This window comes from Streptomyces sp. RKAG337, assembly GCF_023701715.1.
In the GTDB taxonomy this organism is placed as follows: Bacteria; Actinomycetota; Actinomycetes; order Streptomycetales; family Streptomycetaceae; genus Actinacidiphila.
Map to the genome: position 1 here is coordinate 5137261 of NZ_JAJOZA010000001.1, position 18779 is coordinate 5156039.

At 72.3% G+C, this 18779-nt stretch carries 17 protein-coding genes and 1 tRNA gene; 8 read left to right on the top strand and 10 right to left on the bottom strand.

Annotated elements, in window-relative coordinates; all coding sequences use genetic code 11:
* The first annotated feature begins 24 nt into the window (after positions 1–24).
* Positions 25–2445 carry a phosphoribosyltransferase gene (locus tag LNW73_RS22725; RefSeq protein ID WP_250991157.1) on the top strand — a complete coding sequence of 807 codons (2421 nt, stop codon included), beginning with the start codon at positions 25–27 and terminating at the stop codon, positions 2443–2445.
* Entirely contained in the window at positions 2442–3287 is an 846-nt protein-coding gene (locus LNW73_RS22730) for an HAD family hydrolase (protein WP_250975749.1), read from the top strand. The genes LNW73_RS22725 and LNW73_RS22730 overlap by 4 nt, the downstream gene beginning before the upstream one ends.
* A 25-nt stretch (positions 3288–3312) precedes the next feature.
* Here LNW73_RS22730 and LNW73_RS22735 read toward each other — a convergent pair whose 3' ends face one another.
* A complete protein-coding gene (locus tag LNW73_RS22735) occupies positions 3313–3939 on the bottom strand; it encodes a nucleoside/nucleotide kinase family protein (RefSeq protein ID WP_250975748.1) in 627 nt (208 codons plus the stop codon).
* A 70-nt stretch (positions 3940–4009) separates the two neighbouring features.
* Between LNW73_RS22735 and LNW73_RS22740 the strand changes: the two genes are divergently transcribed.
* The gene (locus LNW73_RS22740; RefSeq protein ID WP_250991158.1) at positions 4010–4669 is read left to right on the top strand and encodes an O-methyltransferase; all 660 of its coding nucleotides are present in this window, start codon (positions 4010–4012) and stop codon (positions 4667–4669) included.
* A 28-nt stretch (positions 4670–4697) separates the two neighbouring features.
* Here the strand turns inward: LNW73_RS22740 and LNW73_RS22745 are convergent, their stop codons facing one another.
* The 6 genes from LNW73_RS22745 to LNW73_RS22770 are packed head-to-tail and all read right to left on the bottom strand — an operon-like array spanning position 4698 to position 9994.
* Positions 4698–5240: a DUF4383 domain-containing protein gene (locus LNW73_RS22745; RefSeq protein ID WP_250991159.1), complete on the bottom strand. Its 543-nt coding sequence runs from the start codon at positions 5238–5240 to the stop codon at positions 4698–4700.
* A gap of 54 nt (positions 5241–5294) precedes the next feature.
* Entirely contained in the window at positions 5295–5996 is a 702-nt protein-coding gene (locus LNW73_RS22750; protein ID WP_250991160.1) for an HAD family hydrolase, read from the bottom strand.
* Positions 5993–7054, bottom strand: a complete 1062-nt coding sequence (locus tag LNW73_RS22755) for an ABC transporter ATP-binding protein (protein WP_250993006.1) — start codon at positions 7052–7054, stop codon at positions 5993–5995. The genes LNW73_RS22750 and LNW73_RS22755 overlap by 4 nt, the downstream gene beginning before the upstream one ends.
* Before the next feature lie 38 nt (positions 7055–7092).
* Complete coding sequence (locus LNW73_RS22760) at positions 7093–7989, bottom strand: ABC transporter permease (protein WP_250991161.1); 897 nt, start codon at positions 7987–7989, stop codon at positions 7093–7095.
* On the bottom strand, positions 7977–8831 hold the full coding sequence (locus LNW73_RS22765) for an ABC transporter permease (protein ID WP_250975744.1): 855 nt from the start codon (positions 8829–8831) through the stop codon (positions 7977–7979). Before LNW73_RS22765 ends, LNW73_RS22760 begins: the two co-directional genes overlap by 13 nt.
* On the bottom strand, positions 8831–9994 hold the full coding sequence (locus LNW73_RS22770) for an ABC transporter substrate-binding protein (protein WP_250975743.1): 1164 nt from the start codon (positions 9992–9994) through the stop codon (positions 8831–8833). The genes LNW73_RS22765 and LNW73_RS22770 overlap by 1 nt, the downstream gene beginning before the upstream one ends.
* Before the next feature lie 277 nt (positions 9995–10271).
* Here LNW73_RS22770 and LNW73_RS22775 point away from each other — a divergent pair, with 277 nt between their 5' ends.
* Both LNW73_RS22775 and LNW73_RS22780 read left to right on the top strand, forming a co-directional pair.
* Entirely contained in the window at positions 10272–11000 is a 729-nt protein-coding gene (locus LNW73_RS22775) for a GntR family transcriptional regulator (RefSeq protein ID WP_250980150.1), read from the top strand.
* 104 nt (positions 11001–11104) lie between these two features.
* Entirely contained in the window at positions 11105–13048 is a 1944-nt protein-coding gene (locus LNW73_RS22780; protein WP_250991162.1) for a phosphocholine-specific phospholipase C, read from the top strand.
* Positions 13049–13111: 63 nt separating this feature from the next.
* Here the strand turns inward: LNW73_RS22780 and tmpA are convergent, their stop codons facing one another.
* From tmpA to LNW73_RS22795, 3 genes are all read right to left on the bottom strand, one after another.
* Positions 13112–14728: a 2-trimethylaminoethylphosphonate dioxygenase gene (gene tmpA / locus LNW73_RS22785; protein ID WP_250991163.1), complete on the bottom strand. Its 1617-nt coding sequence runs from the start codon at positions 14726–14728 to the stop codon at positions 13112–13114.
* 133 nt (positions 14729–14861) lie between these two features.
* A complete protein-coding gene (locus LNW73_RS22790; RefSeq protein WP_250991164.1) occupies positions 14862–15074 on the bottom strand; it encodes an FmdB family zinc ribbon protein in 213 nt (70 codons plus the stop codon).
* A gap of 47 nt (positions 15075–15121) precedes the next feature.
* Positions 15122–16363: a hypothetical protein gene (locus tag LNW73_RS22795; protein WP_250975739.1), complete on the bottom strand. Its 1242-nt coding sequence runs from the start codon at positions 16361–16363 to the stop codon at positions 15122–15124.
* Between the two features lie 189 nt (positions 16364–16552).
* Here LNW73_RS22795 and LNW73_RS22800 point away from each other — a divergent pair.
* From LNW73_RS22800 to LNW73_RS22810, 3 genes are all read left to right on the top strand, one after another.
* Positions 16553–16624, top strand: a tRNA-Val gene (locus LNW73_RS22800).
* A 178-nt stretch (positions 16625–16802) separates the two neighbouring features.
* Positions 16803–17924, top strand: coding sequence for a M24 family metallopeptidase (locus LNW73_RS22805; RefSeq protein WP_250991165.1), 1122 nt, complete (start codon positions 16803–16805; stop codon positions 17922–17924).
* A gap of 146 nt (positions 17925–18070) precedes the next feature.
* Positions 18071–18763, top strand: coding sequence for a hypothetical protein (locus tag LNW73_RS22810; protein ID WP_250991166.1), 693 nt, complete (start codon positions 18071–18073; stop codon positions 18761–18763).
* The last annotated feature ends 16 nt before the right edge of the window (positions 18764–18779 follow it).

An 18779-nucleotide genomic window follows, 5' to 3' on the forward strand; every position in this document is an offset into this window, starting at 1 on the left:
CCGCACAGAAGTGAGAACCACCGCATGGCAGCAACACCGACATGGTCCGGCCAGTGGGTCGCCGACCGGCTGGACATCGCCCTCGAAGGTGAGGGGCTGAGCGAGCTGCTCGGGCTCGCGCTGCGGGACAACCCGAAGCGCGCGCACCTGCTGGTGTCGAACGTGCTGGGCAAGCACGTTCCCCGGCATCCCTCCGACGTCCACACCGCCGGGTACGGCCTCGGCCGCCGGGTGCGGGAGCTGCTCGGTGACGAGCAGGCCGCGCGGTCCGTCGTCCTCGGCTACGCGGAGACCGCGACGGGCCTCGGGCACGCGGTGGCCGACGGGGTCGCCCTCGCGCCGTATCTGCACTCGACGCGGCGCGCGGTCGCCGGGGTCGCGGCGGCCGGCGGCTTCGAGGAGGAGCACAGCCACGCGACGGGCCATCTGCTGCTGCCGGCGGACCCGGAGCTGCTGACCGGGGACGGTCCGCTGGTACTGGTCGACGACGAGTTCTCGACGGGCCAGACCGTCCTCAACACCATCAGGGATCTGCACGCCCGCCACCCGCGCGCCCACTACGTGGTCGTCGCGCTCGTCGACATGCGGTCGGACGCGGACCGGGAGCGGCTGACGGAGTTCGCGGCCGGGCTCGGCGCGCGCATCGACCTGCTGTCGCTGGCGTCCGGCACGGTCCGGCTGCCGGAGGGCGTGCTGGAACGCGGCCAGGCGCTCGTCAGGGCGAGCGTCACCCCGCCGCCCGCGCCCGCGACGGCGTACGAGGCGGTCCGGGTGGACCTCGGCTGGCCCGAGGGGCTGCCGGACGGCGGCCGGCACGGCTTCACGCCCGCGCACCGGGAGCGGCTGGAGGCGGCGCTGCCGTCGATGGCCGAGGCGGTCCGCCGGGCGCTCCCGCCGCAGGACCCGCGCCGCATCCTCGTCCTCGGCAACGAGGAGCTGATGTACGCGCCGCTGCGGCTCGCCCAGGAGATCCAGGACGGGACCGGTGCCGAGGTCCGGTTCTCCACCACGACCCGCTCGCCCGTGCTGGCCGTGGACGACCCCGGCTACGCGATCCGCAGCCGGATCGTCTTCCCCGCGCACGACGACCCCTCCGACGGGCCCGGCCCGCGCTACGCCTACAACGTCGCGGGCGGCGGCTTCGACGTGATCGTCGCCGTCGTGGACTCGGCGGGGGACACCCCGGCGCTGCACGCGCCCGACGGGCTGCTCGCGCATCTCGCGGCTCACACCGGGCAGGTACTGCTCGCGGTCGTGCCCGCGTACCAACCGAACGGACAGGTTCAGCAGATGGCCCAGACCCCCACGCTTCCCTCCCCCCTGCGCGGTCCGGCGTTCTCGTCGTACGCGGCGGACGAGGTCGGATGGTTGCTGAAGGACCTGTCGGACGTCGAGCTGGAGGCGCCGACCGAGGAGCGCGAGGAGGCGATCCAGAGCGGCGGGGCGCACTACGCGGAGTCGCTGCCGGTGGAGTACCAGCCGAGCGAGGCGTACCAGGCGCTGTTCCGCGCCGCGCTGGACACCTCGGCCGACCGGATCGCGCGGGCGGTGGGCGCCGTCACCGAGCTGGTGCTCGCCGAGCGCGGCCCGGACGCCGTCCTCGTCTCGCTGGCGCGCGCCGGGACGCCGGTCGGGGTGCTGATACGCCGCTGGGCGAAGCACGCGCACGGCCTGGAGCTGGCGCACTACGCCGTCTCGATCGTGCGCGGCCGGGGCATCGACACCACCGCGCTGCGCTGGCTGGCCGAGCACCACGACCCGGAGCAGGTCGTCTTCGTCGACGGCTGGACCGGCAAGGGCGCGATCACCCGGGAACTGGCCGAGGCCGTCAAGCCGTTCGGGAACTTCAACCCGGACATCGCGGTGCTCGCGGACCCGGGCGGCTGCGTGGGCACCTACGGCACCCGTGACGACTTCCTCATCCCCTCCGCCTGCCTCAACTCCACCGTCTCCGGGCTCATCTCGCGCACCGTGCTGCGCGCGGACCTGATCGGACCGGACGAGTTCCACGGCGGGAAGTTCTACCAGGAGCTGGCCGGCGCGGATGTCTCCGGGCTCTTCCTGGACACGGTGACGGCCCGCTTCGACGACGTCGCCGACGCGGTCGCCGAGGACGTCAAGGCTCTGCGGTCGCAGGACCGCAGCCCCACCTGGGAGGGCTGGGCCGCCGTCGAGCGGATCAGCGAGGAGTACGGCATCGGGGACGTGAACCTCGTCAAGCCCGGGGTCGGCGAGACGACGCGGGTGCTGCTGCGCCGCGTCCCGTGGAAGATCCTGGCGCAGCGCGGCGCCGGCGCGGACCTGGACCACGTCCGGCTGCTCGCCGAGCAGCGCGGGGTGCCGGTGGAGGAGGTGGACGGGCTGCCCTACTCGTGTGTCGGCCTGATCCACCCGCAGTTCACCAGAGGTGCCACCGGTACCGACGGCAAGGCGGTCGCCCGATGAGCGCCGGATTCCGTACCCTCGCCGCCAGCGACCTGGACCGGACGCTGATCTACTCCTCCGCCGCGCTCGCGCTCGGCATGCCCGACGAGCAGGCGCCACGGCTGCTCTGCGTCGAGGTGCACGAGGCGAAGCCGCTGTCGTTCATGACGGAGACGGCCGCCGCGCTGGTGCAGCGGCTGGCCGCCGAGGCGGAGTTCGTGCCGGCCACCACCCGTACCCGCAAGCAGTACCGGCGGATCAGTCTGCCGGGCCCGGTGCCGCACTTCGCGATCTGCGCGAACGGCGGCCATCTGCTGGTCGACGGCCGCACCGACCAGGACTGGAACGCCGAGATGCGCCGCCGTCTCGCGGACGGTTCGGTGCCGCTGGCCGAGGTGCGCGCGCATCTGGCGCGGGTGACGGACCCGGCGTGGCTGCGCAAGGAGCGGGTGGCCGAGGACCTGTTCGCGTACCTCGTGGTGGAGCGGTCGCTGCTGCCCGAGAACTTCGTGAAGGACCTGACCGAGTGGGCCGACGGCCGCGGCTGGACGGTGTCGCTGCAGGGCCGGAAGATCTACACGGTCCCCAAGCCGCTGCGCAAGAGCGCGGCGCTCGAAGAGGTCGTACGGCGGACCGGTGCCGACCAGGTGCTGGCCGCGGGCGACTCCCTCCTGGACGCCGATCTGCTCCTGGCCGCCGACGCCGGCTGGCAGCCGGGGCACGGCGAACTGGCGGACAGCGGCTGGCGGGCGCCGCACGTGACGCCGCTCGCCACGGTGGGTGTCGCGGCGGGCGAGGAGATCCTGCGGCGGATGCTCGCGCAGGTGGCGGCCGGCGCGGAGGACGGTGCCGCGGCCGCCTGACCCCGCCCACGGCGGAGGCCGTCGGTCACTCCCTGGTGGTGACCACGCGGTTGCAGTTGGCACGGGCGGCCTCGACCCGGTCCGCGTTGGGGCGCTCGCTGGACGCTATGAAGGCGTGCGCCTCGGGTTCGCTGCGGCCGCCGCGGACGTGGCGGCGCAGCAGCCGCTGCTCGCGCACCGCCCGCGGGGCGTCGACGAACCACAGCTCGTCGAGCAGATCGCGTACCGCCTCCCAGCCCGGCCCGTCGTCGGCCAGGTAGTTCCCCTCCGTGATGATCAGCCGCACCTGTGGGAGGACGACCAGGCCGGCGGCGATCGGCTCCTCCAGCCGGCGGTCGAACTCGGGGACGTAGACGGGCCGCTCATGGCTGGAGCGCAGCCGGCGCAGCAGCTGGACGTAGCCGTCGACGTCGAAGGTGTCGGGCGCGCCCTTGCGGCCGGCCCGTCCCAGCCGTGCCAACTGCGCGTTGGACAGATGGAAACCGTCCATCGGGACGTACGCCGCCATGTCCGCGCCGAGCCGCCTGTTGACCCCGTGGACCAGCCGGCGGGCGAGGGTGGACTTGCCCGCGGCGGGGGCGCCCGCCATCCCCAGCAGGGCCCTGCGGCCTGGAATGCTGGGCACAAGGGCGACGGCGTCATCCACGAGCATGCCCGTCACCTTACGACCTGGTGCACGATGGAGAGCGGGTCAGGTCGTGGCGTCCATCCGAGGAGAAGCCTTGTACGAGACGAAGAATCCGCAGCTCACCCCCGAGCTGTACGCATATGTACTCGCGCACAACCCGCCGCTGGACCCGGTCCAGCGGGAACTCGTCGAGCTCACCCACACCCGGCTCGCCGATGTGTCGGGACTGCAGACCGCGGAGGAGCAGGGGCCGCTGCTCGCCTTCCTGGTGCGGCTGGTCGGGGCCCGCCGCATCGTCGAGGTCGGCACGTTCACCGGGTTCTCCACGCTGTCGATGGCCCAGGCGATGCCGGCGGACGGACAGCTCATCGCCTGTGACGTCTCCGAGGAGTGGACGGCCGTCGGCCGCGAGGCCTGGGCGAAGGCGGGCGTGGCGGACCGGATCGACCTGCGGATCGCTCCGGCGCTGGACACGCTGCGCGCGCTGCCCGAGGGGCCGTGGATCGACTTCGTCTTCCTCGACGCGGACAAGGTCAGCTACGTCGCGTACTGGGAGGAGCTGGTGCCGCGGATGAACCCCGGCGGCCTGATCGTCGCCGACAACACGCTCTTCCACGGTGCGGTCGCCGATCCGGCCGTCGAGGGCCCCGCGGCGGCCATCCGCGCCTTCAACGACCGGGTGCGTGCGGACGACCGGATGGACGACGTGCTGCTCACCGTCGCGGACGGCCTCACCATCGCCCGCCGGAGGTAGATCCTCCCGGGCGGTACGCGGACACTCCCTAGTGCTGAGGCAGCCCGCGAGGCGGGGTCCGGCGGGCGGCCACAGCCGCTCGTGCCGCCGCCTCGCGCGCCGCCGCTTCGGGGTGGCGCTGTCGCCAGTACGGGTTGTCGTGCGGGAGCCCGCCGGTGACGCGGCCGTACATGCCGAAGATGAGCAGCATCAGGCCGACCACGAAGCTGAAGATGACGTTGGGCATCTCGAAGGCCAGGAAGTTGTGGCTGGTGTCCAGCAGGGCGAGATTGACGAAGCCGCTGAGGATGAACAGGGTCCCGAGGACCATGTTCAGGTTCGAGGCGATGTTCCCGCCGATGACCATGCCCGCGAAGAGCAGCAGTCCGGCGGCGATCGACAGGACACTCAGCGTGCCGTTGGTGTTGAGTCCCGCCACCGTGTCTCCGTGGGTGTCCAGGAACGGGACCTGGTTCAGCAGCCCCAGGATGCCGAAGACCAGCAGCACGAGCCCCGTGAGGCCCGCGCCGACGCGGTAGACCTGGCTCAGCCGGTGATCAGCGGGCAGATGCTCGTCGAGTCGTATGACCATGAGCGGCCTCCTTGGCGGAAGCGGGGGCAAGCGGAACCACATGCCCCACTTAACTCAAGCATCCTCCCGGCGGGCCTCTTCATCAACTGTTCCGCCGGCTGCCGCCCGGTCCGCGACGAGGGAGCGCAGCAGCGCGGGCCCCGCCTGCTCCAGGCTGCGCAGCACCGTCCGGCCCGGTGCGGGCAGGATCGGCACGACGGACGGCACGGCCAGCACCTGGCACCCCGCGGCCTCGGCGGAGGCGACCCCGGTGGGGGTGTCCTCCACGGCGACACAGCGGGCCGGATCGGCGCCGAGCAGCCGGGCGGCGGCCAGGTACGGGTCCGGGGCGGGCTTGGTGCGGGTGGTGTCGTCGGCGGTGACGGAGACCGCGAAGTTCTCCCGGCCGAGCACGTCGAGCACCAGCTCCACGACCCGCCGCGGCGAGGCCGACACCAGCGCCGTCGTCACCCCCTCCGCGCGCAGCCGGGCCAGCAGCACGGTCGCGCCGGGGCGCGGCCGTACCTCGCGCGCCACCAGCTCGGCGAAGCGGTCGTCCAGCTCCGCCGCCAGCTGCTCACGGGTCCGGGCGGTCCCGGTGGCCGTGAGCAGATGGCCGGTGGTGTGGTCGACCGACCGGCCCAGCACGTCGGGGACGTCCGCCTCGGTCAGCGTGTAGCCGAGCGCCGACGCGGTCTCGGCGACCGTGTCCCACCACACCCCCTCGGTGTCGACCAGCGTGCCGTCCATGTCGAAGAGCACCGCCTGAAGCGTCACGCGGTGGGTCCGTCGACGAGCACGGGGCGCTGCGGGAGGGCCACGGTGACGGTCGCGCCGGCCGGCAGGGTGGCCGCGCGGTGGCTGGGCACGTCCGCCTTGACCGTCGCGCCGTCCGGCAGCGACAGGGTGAGCCGGGTGACCGAGCCGTGGAAGGCGGCGGTGAGCACCCGGGAGCGGCCGTCCGCGTCCGCGGTGGCCTCCAGTGCCTCCGGCCGGACCAGGACGTCCACCGGGCCCTGCGCCGGGGCGGCGCCGCGCACCGGCAGCCGCTGTCCGAGCACCTCCACGTCACCGTCCGCCATGACGCCCGGCAGCCGGTTCATGGTGCCGACGAACTCGGCGACGAACGCGGTCGCGGGGTTGTCGTACAGCTCGGAGGGGGCCGCGACCTGCTCCAGCCGGCCGTCGCGCATCACCGCGACCCGGTCGGCCGTCGACAGCGCCTCCTCCTGGTCGTGCGTGACGAAGACGGTGGTGATCCGCAGCTCCTGCTGCAACCGCCTGATCTCCTCGCGCAGCGTCACCCGGACCTTGGCGTCCAGCGCCGACAGCGGCTCGTCCAGCAGCAGCACCTTGGGCCGCAGCGCCAGCGCGCGGGCGAGCGCCACGCGCTGCTGCTGGCCGCCGGAGAGCTGGTGCGGGAAGCGGTCGGCGTGCTGCGGCAGCCCGACGAGCTCCAGCAGCTCATGGGCGCGCTTGCGGCGCTCGGCGGCGCCGGTCCGCCGCATCTTCAGGCCGAACGCGACGTTGTCGGCGGCCGTCAGGTGCGGGAAGAGGCTGTACGACTGGAAGACCATCCCGGCGTCGCGGCGGTGCGCGGGCACCCCGCTGATGTCCTGGCCGTCGACCAGGACCTGGCCGGAGTCGGGCCGTTCGAAGCCGGCCAGCATCCGCAGCGCCGTGGTCTTGCCGCAGCCGGACGGGCCGAGCAGCGCGAGCAGCTCACCGGGTCGGGCGGTCAGGTCCAGGCCGTCGAGCGCCACGGTGGCGCCGAACGACTTGCGGAGCGCGCGGAACTCGACGGTGGTGGCCGTCGTGGAGTCGGCGGGGTCCATGGCGGACGCGGTGGCCTCGGTGGAAGCCGTGGCGGCGGTCATGCCACCTCCTGTGCGATGGGTGCGGGAGCGGCCGCGTCGCGGCCGGCCCGGCGGTTGGGGGTACCCCCAGCGGTAGCTGGGGGAGGGACTTTGGCGCCACGGCCCAGCATGGCGAACACCAGCAGCAGCATCCAGGTGACCACCAGGCTCAGCACCGAGACGGCCACCGACAACTGCGCCTGGTTGCCTCCGGTGTTGACGATCCACACCGCGAACGGCTGGTACCCGAGCAGGGCGCCGACGGTGTATTCGCCGAGGACCAGCGCGAGGGTCAGGAAGGACGCGTTCAGCAGCGCGCCGCGCAGGTTGGGCAGCACCACCTGCAGGACGGCCCGCGGCGCGCTCGCGCCGCAGCTGCGCGCGGCCTCCACGAGGACGCGGACGTCGACCGCGCGCAGCCCGGAGTCCAGCGCCCGGTAGGCGAGCGGCAGCGCCATCACCGTGTAGGCCAGGACCAGGACGAACGGGAACCGCTTGTCCTGCACCGCGGTGAACGTCTGGAACAGCGGGGTGCGCGAGAGGTGTTCCGGTCCCCAGCGCAGCACACTGCTGTAGCCGGAGACCAGCGCCACCGACGGGACCACCAGCGGCAGCGAGCAGATGATCTCCAGGAGCGGCCGCAGCCGGGGAGCGCCGAGGCGCACCGCGACGAGCGCCGGGACCAGCAGCACCATCACCAGGACGATGGTCGCGGCGGCCAGCTCCAGGGTGAGCAGCAGGCTGTCGGTGAAGCCGTCCGCGCTGAGGATGCCGCTGTACGCGTCCAGGGTGAAGCCCTGGCCCGGGACATCCACGGTGAAGATCACCGAGGCGGCCACCGGGACCAGGAAGTACAGGCCGGCCAGCAGGCCGACGGCGCCGCGCCACAGCGGCTTGCGGGTCAGTCGAGCCATCGTGCGCTCCTTCGCTGGAGGGGGACGTAGACCGCCATGACGAGCCCGGCGACCACGACCATGTCCAGGCTGAGCGCGAGCGCGATGTTGCCCTGGCCGACCAGGACGTTGCCGGAGAGCGCGTCGGCGATCTGCACGGTGATCAGCGGCACCGAGCCGCTGCCCAGCGCGGCGGCCGTGGCGTAGGCGGCGAAGGCGCTGCCGAAGAGCAGCACGTAGCCGCCGAGCAGGGACGGGGCCAGCACCGGCAGCGCGACGTACCGCCAGTACTGGAAGCCGGTGGCGCCGTTGTTCTGCGCGGCCTCGCGCCACTGCTTGCGCAGGCCCTCCAGCGCCGGGGTGATGGCCAGGACCATCAGCGGCAGCAGGAAGTAGAGGTAGACGACGACCAGGCCCCAGAACGTGTACAGGCTCCAGCCGGCACCGGTCAGGCCCAGGTGCTCGGTGAGGACGCCCGCGTTGCCGAGAGTGGCGATGAAGGCGAAGGCGAGCGGTACCCCGCCGAAGTTGGCGAGCACGCCGGACGCCGCGAGGACACCCTCGCGCAGGGCGCGGTGACGCGAGGTCACCACGGCCTGCGCGAGGGGGAGTCCGAGCACGGCGGCGAGCAGTGCGGACAGCGCCGACAGCTTGACGCTGCTGACCAGTCCGGTGAGGTAGGCGCCCTGCACGGAGTCCGTGAGGTTCGCCGTCGTCCACTGCGCGCCGCCGGGCGCGTCACTCGACGTACTGAAGGCACCGGTCAGCATGGCGACGGCGGGCAGGCCGAACGCCACCAGCATGAACAGCACGAGTGGCAGCGCCGCCAGCATGCCGGCCGGCGCCTTGGTCTTCAGGGTCATCAGGAGACGGCCTTGGCCCAGCCCTGGGTGACGGTCTTCTTGGCCGCGTCCACCTGCGCGGGCGTCGGGAAGGCCGGGGTGCCGGCGACGGCGGGCAGCTTGGCGGCGGCAGCGGCGTCGAGCGTGCCGGCCTGCTTGAGGGCGTCCATCAGCACGGGACGGGCGTAGCCCTTGAGCCACAGGTTCTGGCCCTCGGCGCTGTACAGGTACTCCTCCCACAGGCGGGCGGCGGCCGGGTGCGGCGCGTCCTTGTTCACGGCCTGCGCGTAGTACTGGGCATAGACGCCGTCGCTGGGGATGGAGACCTTCCAGTCGACGTTCTTCGTCTTGAACTCGTCGGTGTAACCCGCGTTGAGGTAGTCCCAGTCGATGCTGATCGGCGTCTCGCCCTTCTGGACGGTCGCCGGGGTCGACTCCACCGGGTTGTAGTTGCCCGACTTCTTCAGCTGCCCGAAGAAGTCCAGACCGGGCTGGATGTTGTCGAAGGAGCCCTTGTTGGCGATGGCCGCCGCGTAGACGCCGCCGAACGCCGAACCGGACTTCGTCGGGTTGCCGTTCAGCGCCACCTGGCCCTTGTACTGCGGCTTGAGGAGGTCCGCGAAGGTCGAGGGGCACTCCTTGACGCGCTTGGCGTCGCAGCCGATCGAGACGTAGCCGCCGTAGTCGTAGTACCAGCGCGCCTGTGCGTCCTTCTGGGCCGCCGGGATCTTCTCGTAGTCGGCGACCTTGTACGAGGCGAACAGGCCCTGCGAGGCGCCGCTGAGCGCGAAGGCGCTGCCGAGGTCGACGACGTCGGGGGCGCGGTCCTGGCCCTTGCGGGTGCTGATCGCGGAGATCTCGATCTGGCTGGAGGCGTCGGGGTTCTCGACCTCGACCTTGATGCCGTACTTCTTGCTGAAGCCGTCGATGAGCGCGCCGTAGTTGGCCCAGTCGCGCGGCAGGGCGATCGCGTTGAGCTTGCCCTCCTTCTTCGCGGCGGCGACCAGGGCGTCCATCCCGCCCATCTCGGTGGCGGAGGTGGCGGTGGCGGCACTCTTCTTGCCGTCGGCCGCCGTGCTCTCGGTGGGTGCTGCGCCACAGGCACTGAGGCCGAGCGCAGCTATGGCGAGGACACCTGCGAGGCCGGCGGCCCGGGGGCGGGGCAGAATCACGAGACTCTCCATGGGGACGGGAGATAGCCAGGGTTGGCTGTACAACTCGAACAATGACGACCTCAGTACGCCGCAGTCCAGTGTCCGGCGGATGAACGCGCCACTGCGTTCCGGTGTCGGCCGCGGGAATGACACGGTTGGCCCGGAATCGGCGGTTGAATCGGCGGTTAGGGTCGGAGTGTGGTCCGTCGGTGGGCCGTCCGCGGGTGATCCGGCGGACAGGATCTAGGCTCGGTCGCCGGAGCAGTGATCGACGTGGGGGAGCAGCGTGGCGGACGGCCGGCAGACGATGTACCGGAAGGTGGCCGCCGATCTCCGGCAGGCCATCGCCGACGGCGCCTACGGGTCCGGCGGCCGACTGCCGGCCGAGGGCGAACTCGCCACCCGCTACGGCGTCTCGCGCGGCACCGTGCGCCAGGCCCTGGCCGTACTGCGGGCCGACGGACTGGTCACCTCCCGGCGCGGCACCCGCCGTGTCGTGCTGGGCACCGCCCGGGTGCAGAGCTTCGGCGAGCTGCTCAGCTTCACCCGCTGGGCCCGCTCCATCGGCGAGGAGCCCGGCGGCCGGGTGGTGGAGATCATCCGCAGTCCCGCCGACGAGGTCGAACGCGAGCAACTCCGGCTGGAACCGGGCGCCGAGGTCTACCGGGTGCTGCGGGTCCGCACCCTCTCCGGCGTCCCGGTGATGGTGGAGCGCACCGTCTACCCCGAGCACATAGGCGCCCTCGTCGAGGCGCTGGACCCGCACGCGGTCTCGCACACCGTGCCGCTCCAGGAGCAGGGCGTGCTGTTCACCGACGCCCACCACACCATCGACCTGGCCCTCGCCGACGCCGACGACGCCCGGCTGCTCGGCTGCCTGGTGGGCGATCCGCTGCTGCGCGAGCGGCGCCGCACCACCGATCCGGCGGGCTCCCCGGTGGAGTGGTCGCAGGACCGCTACCTGCCGGGAACGGTCGCCTTCACCGTCCACAACTCGACGGCGGTCACCTCACTTTCCCGTCGCACGGGAATCTGACGAAAGGTCTGCCTCCGGTCTTCCCCTGTTCATGTGCGGCTGCCATCATCCTACTCGCCAGTAACCGCGAGTAACCCCCCGCACCTCTCTGACCAGGAGGCACCGTGTCCGCCCTCTCCCGCCTGCCCAAAACCGGCATCTCCCGCCGTACGCTGCTGGGTTCGGCCGTCGCCACCGGCGCGGCCATCGGCACCGGCGTTCTGCCCGCCGGCCTGCAGCAGGCGCTGGCCGAGCCCGCACGGCAGGGCACGCTGGACGATGTCGAGCACGTCGTGGTCCTGATGCAGGAGAACCGCTCGTTCGACCACTACTTCGGCACGCTGAACGGCGCCCGCGGCTACGGCGACAGCTCGCTGCTCCGCTTCCCGAACGGCTCCGACGTCCTGCACCAGCGGCTGCTCGGCTCCGTCGGCGGCACCAGCCTGCTGCCCTGGCACCTGGACACCGCCACCTCCGACGCCCAGCGGATCTTCGACCTGGACCACTCCTGGGACGGCACCCACAGCGCCTGGGCCAACGGCCAGTACAACAACTGGATCCCCGCCAAGTCCTGGTACACGATGGGCTACTACAAGCGCCAGGACATCCCCTTCCAGTACGCGCTCGCCGATGCCTTCACCCTCTGCGACCAGTACTTCTGTTCCACCATGGCGTCCACCAACCCCAACCGCCTCTACCTGTGGTCCGGAACGGTCGACCCGCGCGGCACCGCCGGCGGCCCGGTCGTCGACAACAGCGAGAAGGGCTACACCTGGACGACCTACCCGGAGCGTCTGCAGGCCGCGGGCATCTCCTGGAAGGTCTACCAGCAGGAGGACAACTACGACGACAACGCACTGGCCTGGTTCAAGCAGTACCAGAACGCCTCCAAGGACTCCCCGCTGTACGTCAACGGCATGGTCAAGCGGGGCGCGGACGACTTCGCCCAGGACGTGGCCAACGGGAAACTGCCCGCCGTCAGCTGGGTGGTGGCCCCCACCGACCAGTCGGAGCACCCCAACCACCCGCCGGCCCAGGGCGCGGACTTCACCTCCTCCTACGTGCTGGAAGCCCTCGCCGCCCACCCCGAGGTCTGGGCCAAGACCGTCGTCCTGCTCAACTACGACGAGAACGACGGCTTCTTCGACCACGTCATCCCGCCGGCCGCCCCCGACGGCACCCCGGACGAGTTCATCAACGGCGCGCCCATCGGGCTCGGCCCGCGCGTCCCGATGATCGTCATATCGCCCTGGAGCCGCGGCGGCCGCATCAACTCCGAGGTCTTCGACCACACGTCGGTCCTGCGGTTCCTGGAGAACTGGACGGGGGTGCGCGAACCCAACATCTCCGCCTGGCGCCGCACCGTCTGCGGCGACCTGATGTCGGCGTTCGACTTCCGGACGTCCACCACGGCGTTCCCCGCGCTGCCCGACACCAAGAAGCTGCTGGCGGACCTGGCCGAACAGCACAAGAAGGTGCTGCCGCCGCTCTTCCCGCCGGTGGTCCAGCACTTCCCCGAGGTGGAGCCGGGCGACCGCCCGGTGCTGCCCACCGGCTACCGCTTCGGCTCGTCCTCGCGGACCGACGCCGCAAAGGGCCTGATCTGGATCACCGTCGACAACCTCGGCACCCTGGGTGCCGGACTGTCGATGTACACCGTCAACCACCGCAAGTTCGGCGCCTGGCGCTACACACTGCCGGTGGGCGGCAGCATCACGGACTACTTCAGCGCCCAGGCCGTCAGCGGCGGCCCGTACGACATCGACACCCACGGCCCGGACGGATTCCTGCGCGGCTGCAAGGGCGACGTCCGCACCTGGACCAACCCGGCGAAGGCGCACCCGGAGGTGGCGGCGGTCGAGGCACCGGACGGCGTCCACCTCAAGCTCACCAACGCGGGCGGAAAGCCCGCGGTGTTCAGCTACCCCGGCCACCAGGTGACGGTCGCGCCCGGCGGCTCGGCGACCGCGGTCGTCCCGTCCGCCGCCGCGGGCCGGTACGACTTCACGGTGACGGCGGACACCGGCGACGGCTTCGAGCGCCGCTTCGCGGGACGGCTCCAGCCGTAGCTCCCGGCTGACGCCGAGGGGGTCCGTCCGGGTGTTCGGCGGACCCCCTCCTGTCGTGCGGTGCTACCGCAACAGCCCTGCCAGCAACGGCCGGTAGTGGGCGAAGTCCGCGGCGGCCGCCACCCGTACGTCCTTCGCGCCCTCGTCCCACCGGCGCAGCCGCACCGCCTCGGCGCAGAAGGCCTCGGCCTCGAAGTCGCGCACCTCGTTCTGCGACATCGGCCCGCCCTGCACCCGCAGGGTGTGGACCGAGGCCTCCGACAGCCGGCCGAAGTACTCCGGCTCCACCGCGCACAGATACCGCTTCGCGGCCACGTGCAGCCGTACCGGCTCCGTCACCTCAGGTCCGAACCACCGCGCCAGCCACTCGGCGCCCGTGTGGCTGTGGCGGTTGTCGGTCCCGGCCATCAGGTCCGCGCCGCTCACCGCCCCGTGGAAGTGCCCCACGTCGTGCAGCAGAGCCGCGGCGACGAGGGCGGGCGCGGCGCCCGCGGCCTCCGCGAGGGAGGCGGCCTGCAGCATGTGCTGGGCCTGGGTGACGTCCTCGCCCAGGTACTGCTCGGCGCCCGCGCCGTCGAAGAGGCCGGCCAGTTCGTCGAGCGGCCGCTCCCGGCGCAGCACGGCGAGCGTGCTCGCGAGCCCGTCGAGGTCGGCGTAGCAGCCCTGCAGATGACGCTCGCCGCTCTCGGCGAACGCGGTACGGGCGTGCAGCAGACGGGTGTTGTCGAAGATGAGGCAGTCGCCGGGAGCCAGCCGGAAGTCGAGCCGCAGCTCCGCGCGCGACAGCAGCTCACCGAAGGTCCGGTAGGCGCGGTAGAAGGAGTCCAGCGCCTCCCGCGACAGCCGGAGCGTCCCGATGGACCGGTTGTTGAAACGGACCTCACGGATCCGCCCGAGCGGGTCCACGTCGATCAGCGGCCGGTCGGCGCGCAGCGCGGTGCGGGCGTCGTCGAAGCGGAAGGGCACCAGGGTGCGGGTGAGCACCTCGAAAGCGGCCGGGTCCTCGGTGCGCAGCAGCGCGGCGGCGGCGAAACCGTCGACCAGCCCCGAGTCGCCGCCGACGGCGGCATTCGTCAGACAGTGCAGCAACTGCAGGGTCGGTACGGGGTCGCGGTACGGATTGTCGGTGTGCGGGGTGATCGCCGCGCCGGTGAAGGCGAGGTTGTTCGGGTCCGCCTCGACGCGTACGTCGAACAGCGTGCCGTAGTTCGTCTCGCGGACATGGCCGAAGGTCCCGGCGACGGCCAGCACCTGCCGTTCGGTGCGGGGCACGTCCCGCAGCAGGGCGAAGCCGAGCCGCTGGACGGACTCCAGCACCCGTATGCGCTCGGCCGGGTCGGCGAGATACGCCTCCCAGCCGGCTTCGGGCAGGTGCCCGTCCAGATCGGCGGCGCACCACAGCTGCTTGCCGGCCTCGGTGCGGCCGTCGCCGCTGTCCCCGCTGCCATCGCCGTCGGCGGGGTCCGCCGAGGCGAGCCACCGGGTCCCGTAGACGGACCGGTGGCCGTCCGGGAGCCACTCCACCTCGAACGCGGCCTCGCCGGCCCGCACCTCGCCGACCGCCAAGTCCGCTGGCAGATCGGTGATCTGGAAGAGCTTCTGGCCGTTGCGCGGATCGCGGCACTGGGCGCAGCGGCAGTTGTCCCGCAGCCAGGCCGCCGGGAGACGGGTCAGGTCCATACGGTCCTCGATAAGTTGTCTAGCCAACTTTAGAGAGGAACGTCGCACGCGGTCATGAGGACCGACGAACGGGCACATGTCGCGAGGGTGAACACCGGGTCCCGACGCGGAGGGATGCGGACGACGCGGAGCGTCAGCTGCAGCAGCCGCCTCCGCAGCACCCACCGCCACCGCCGCCACCCGACGCGGGAGCGGCCGCGCTGCCGCCCACGGCGACGGCCGACAGCAGCTTCACCGTGTCGTCGTGCCCCTCGGGGCAGCTCGCGGGGTCGGAGGACTCGGCCATCGGCCGGTTCAGCTCGAAGGTGGTACCGCAGGACCGGCAGCGAAACTCGTATCGGGGCATGCCCCGAAGAATAGCCCCGCCGGCCGATGGTCCCTGGAGAGCGAGCGTCAGCGCCCCTGCGCCCGGTCCTCACGGATGTTCGCGACGACCCGGTTCACGGTCTCCCGCACCGCCGCCGTCTCCGTCAGGAAGGCCCAGTAGTCCGGGTGCCGTCCTTCCAGCGCGGCGAGCGCCCGGTCCAGCCGCGCCACCGCGTCGTCCAGCGGCCGGGCGTGCCGGGGCTCAGGCGTCGTACGGCCCTGCATCGCCAGCCGCTGCGCGTCACGGATGGCGAACCGGGTCTTCTCGACCTCGGCCTTCGGATCCTTGCTGACCTCGTTCAGCCGGCGCAGCCGGTCACCGGCGGCGGAGACCGACCCGTCCACGTCGTCCAGCAGCGCCCGGACCGTGCTCAGCCGGGACGTCGCGTCGGCCCAGCGCTGGTCGTCGCGGGCCTTGACGGCCTCCGCGAGCTTGGCACTCGCCTGCGCCACGGCGGTCTCCGCCTGCGCCGGCACCTGCTGCAGGTCCTGCCAGCACGCCAGCGAGAAACGCCGCCGCAGCTCGCTGAGGACCGGCTCGACGCCACCGGCCCGGGTGGCCAGCGCCTCGACGCGGGTGCGCAGGCTGACCAGCCGCTTGTCGATCTCCTTCGCCTGCTCCGGCAGGCGCGACGCCTCCGCCCGGATCGCCTCCGCACGGCGCTGCACGTCCTCCGCGCGCGCCAGCGTCTCCGGCACGCCGTGCGTCCCGGCCCCCTGGTTCAGCTTCGTCAGCTCCGGCGAGAGCGCCGCCAGCCGCGAGGCCAGCTCGTCGCCCTTCAGCCCGGCGGCCCGCACCGCGTCCAGCGCGTTGCTCGCCGCCAACAGCCCCTGCCGCGCCCGCTCCACCGCCGGCGCCAGCCGGGCCAGCTGCGTCTCGGCCTTCCCCAGCAGCGGTGCGAGGCTCGCGGCGAACCGCTCCAGGTCGGCCTTGGCCCGGTCGAGGTCGTCCTTCGCCTTCGTCAGCTCGTTACGGGCCCGGGTGGCGGTCGCCGTGTCCAGCTCGTCACGGTCCAGGTCATGGGCGTCGACGGTGGCGATGTACGCCCCGCTGACCTGGTCGATCTGCTCGCCGAGCGCCCGGAACCCGGCCAGCGCGCGCTGCGCGGCCGGCGAGTTGTCGACGGCGCTGATGGTCTCTATCGACAGGTCCAGGTCGCGCTGCGCGGTGTCCAGCTCGTAGAAGGCCTGAGAGGCGGCGTCCTTCGCGGCCTGGGCATCGGCGCGCAGATTGTCGCCGCGCCGCCACCACGAGCGTGCCGTCGTCACAGTGACTCTCTCCCGCAGGTCCGCCGCTGGTGTCTGTCGGCTCCAGTCTCCCACCTGACCAAGACGAATACACGGCCCGGGCCGGTTGCACGGACACGTGACCGAACGCCGGGCGATGCTTTACCCGTCCTTGGTATCCGGTTGGGGAGCACGGGGTTCGGCGATGTAATCTGTCACTTCACGTTCCGAGGGCGTGTAGCTCAGTGGTAGAGCAGCGCCTTTACACGGCGCTGGTCGGCGGTTCGAACCCGTCCACGCCCACCGCTCGATCCATCCGGGAGCCCCCGGCCAGCAATGGCCGGGGGCTCCCGGCGTTTCCCGACCCGGGGCGCGACCGGGGCCGCGGTCCCGCCCCCGGTCGCGCCCCGGGTCGGGAGACCTGAGGCTGGAAGCCGTACGGTCCGGCATCCGCCGGTGGCCGGCGGCCTCAGGAGGCGTCATGGCGGGTATCCAGCCGTTCACGCGGGAGGACTACGCGGCCCGGATGGCACGGGCGGCGGAGGCGGCGGCCGCGGCGGGACTGGCCGGCGTGGTCGTGACCCCCGGCCCGGACCTGGTCTATCTGTGCGGGTACCAGCCCACGGCGATCACCGAGCGGCTGACGATGCTCGTCCTGGCGGCAGGCGAGGAGCCGCAGATGCTGGTGCCGGTCCTGGAGCGGCCGGACGCCGAGACGGCGGAGGGCGCGGGGGCGGTCCTGCTGACGGACTGGACCGACGGACAGGACCCCTACAACGCGGCGATCGGGCTGCTGCGGCCCGAGGGGCGCTACGGGATCTCCGACTCGGCGTGGGCGATGCACCTGCTGGGCTTCCAGCGGACGCTGCCCGGTACGGCGTACGCGTCGCTGACCGATGTGCTGCCGATGCTGCGGGCGGTCAAGGACGAGCACGAGCTGGCGCGGCTGGCGGCGGCGGGAGCGGCGGCGGACGCCGCGTACGGCGACATCCTGAAGGTGCGGTTCGCGGGCCGCCGGGAGACCGAGGTGGCGGGCGACCTCGCGGACCTGCTGATCTCGTACGGGCACAGCCAGGTCGACTTCACCGTCGTGGGCTCCGGGCCGAACGGCGCCAACCCGCATCACGAGGCGGGGGAGCGGACCATCGCCGACGGCGACATGGTGGTGCTGGACTTCGGCGGCCTCAAGGACGGCTACGGCTCCGACACCACACGCACGGTGCACGTCGGCGAGCCCTCGGACGAGGAGCGGAAGGTGCACGACATCGTGCGCGAGGCGCAGCAGACGGCCTTCGAGGCGGTCCGGCCCGGTATCGCCTGCCAGGAGATCGACCGGGTGGCCCGCAAGGTCATCACGGACGCGGGGTACGGCGAGTACTTCATCCACCGGGTCGGCCACGGCATCGGTGTGACGACGCACGAGCCGCCCTACATGGTGGAAGGCGAGGAGCGGCCGATCGTGCCGGGGATGTGCTTCTCGATCGAGCCGGGCATCTATCTGCCGGGGCGTTTCGGGGTACGGATCGAGGACATCGTGACGTGCACGGCGGAGGGCGGCCGGCGGCTCAACGGCACCCCGCACGAGATGCGCCTTGTCGGCTGATATTCGAACTGGTGCGAGGTTTAATGACCTTGCGTTGATTCGTTCGGGGGAACAGGTTCGAACTGGGCCGTAGTCGCGCTTCGCGCGGCCTCAAGATCTGTTGTGTGAGAAATCGGTGGGGAAGGGCCGCCCTGCGAGGAGCAGTGGTGGCGGCGGGGACCGCCCTGTGCGGTTCGGGGTTGCTGGTACCGGTCGCGGTCGCCGGCGAGGACTGTCCGGGACCGGTCACGGTCCAGGTGGAGCCCGGCTCGGTGCGGGTCTGCGTCCAGGCCCCGTACAGCCACGGACAGGGGTCCGGCGACGAGGACGGCGACGAGGACGGCCACGGCTCCGTTCACGGCACCGGTCACGGTGAGTGGCACTGGGGTTGGCATCACCACCACCACTGCCATTGCTACTGGCACTGGCACGGCGACCATCCGTCGTGTCCTGAACCGACCCCGACCCCGACCCCGACGCCGACCCCCACACCGACCCCCAGCCCCACACCCACGCCCGTACCGACCCCCGTGCCCACACCGCACCCGACGCCGAGTCCGACGCACCGCGTGGTCGTCCCGCCCCCGCGGGTCACCCCGCCGCCCCGTGTCGAGCCCTCGCCGGAACCGGCGCCGAGCAGCAGCCCGGAGCCCGTCGTCACCCCCGCGCCGACCCCGTCGCCGCGGCACGCCCCGCCGCCGCGCCCGCCCGTGCACTGGCCGGTCCGCGTGGCGGCACCGGCGCCCCCCAAGCACCACCGGCAGCCGCTGATGATGACGATGCTGCTCACGACGGTGCCGGGACTGCTCGCGGCGGCCGTGCTCCGGCCGGGTTCGCACGTGTACCGCAGGGCCCGTTGACGTCGTTCCGACGACC

Bases quoted from the DNA above. Each gene is read 5' to 3' on its own strand.
- LNW73_RS22725 (WP_250991157.1), top strand. From the start codon at position 25: ATGGCAGCAACACCGACATGGTCCGGCCAGTGGGTCGCCGACCGGCTG.
- LNW73_RS22730 (WP_250975749.1), top strand. From the start codon at position 2,442: ATGAGCGCCGGATTCCGTACCCTCGCCGCCAGCGACCTGGACCGGACG.
- LNW73_RS22735 (WP_250975748.1), bottom strand. From the start codon at position 3,939: ATGCTCGTGGATGACGCCGTCGCCCTTGTGCCCAGCATTCCAGGCCGC.
- LNW73_RS22745 (WP_250991159.1), bottom strand. From the start codon at position 5,240: ATGGTCATACGACTCGACGAGCATCTGCCCGCTGATCACCGGCTGAGC.
- LNW73_RS22755 (WP_250993006.1), bottom strand. From the start codon at position 7,054: ATGGACCCCGCCGACTCCACGACGGCCACCACCGTCGAGTTCCGCGCG.
- LNW73_RS22760 (WP_250991161.1), bottom strand. From the start codon at position 7,989: ATGGCTCGACTGACCCGCAAGCCGCTGTGGCGCGGCGCCGTCGGCCTG.
- LNW73_RS22765 (WP_250975744.1), bottom strand. From the start codon at position 8,831: ATGACCCTGAAGACCAAGGCGCCGGCCGGCATGCTGGCGGCGCTGCCA.
- LNW73_RS22770 (WP_250975743.1), bottom strand. From the start codon at position 9,994: ATGGAGAGTCTCGTGATTCTGCCCCGCCCCCGGGCCGCCGGCCTCGCA.
- LNW73_RS22775 (WP_250980150.1), top strand. From the start codon at position 10,272: ATGTACCGGAAGGTGGCCGCCGATCTCCGGCAGGCCATCGCCGACGGC.
- tmpA (WP_250991163.1), bottom strand. From the start codon at position 14,728: ATGGACCTGACCCGTCTCCCGGCGGCCTGGCTGCGGGACAACTGCCGC.
- LNW73_RS22790 (WP_250991164.1), bottom strand. From the start codon at position 15,074: ATGCCCCGATACGAGTTTCGCTGCCGGTCCTGCGGTACCACCTTCGAG.
- LNW73_RS22805 (WP_250991165.1), top strand. From the start codon at position 16,803: ATGGCGGGTATCCAGCCGTTCACGCGGGAGGACTACGCGGCCCGGATG.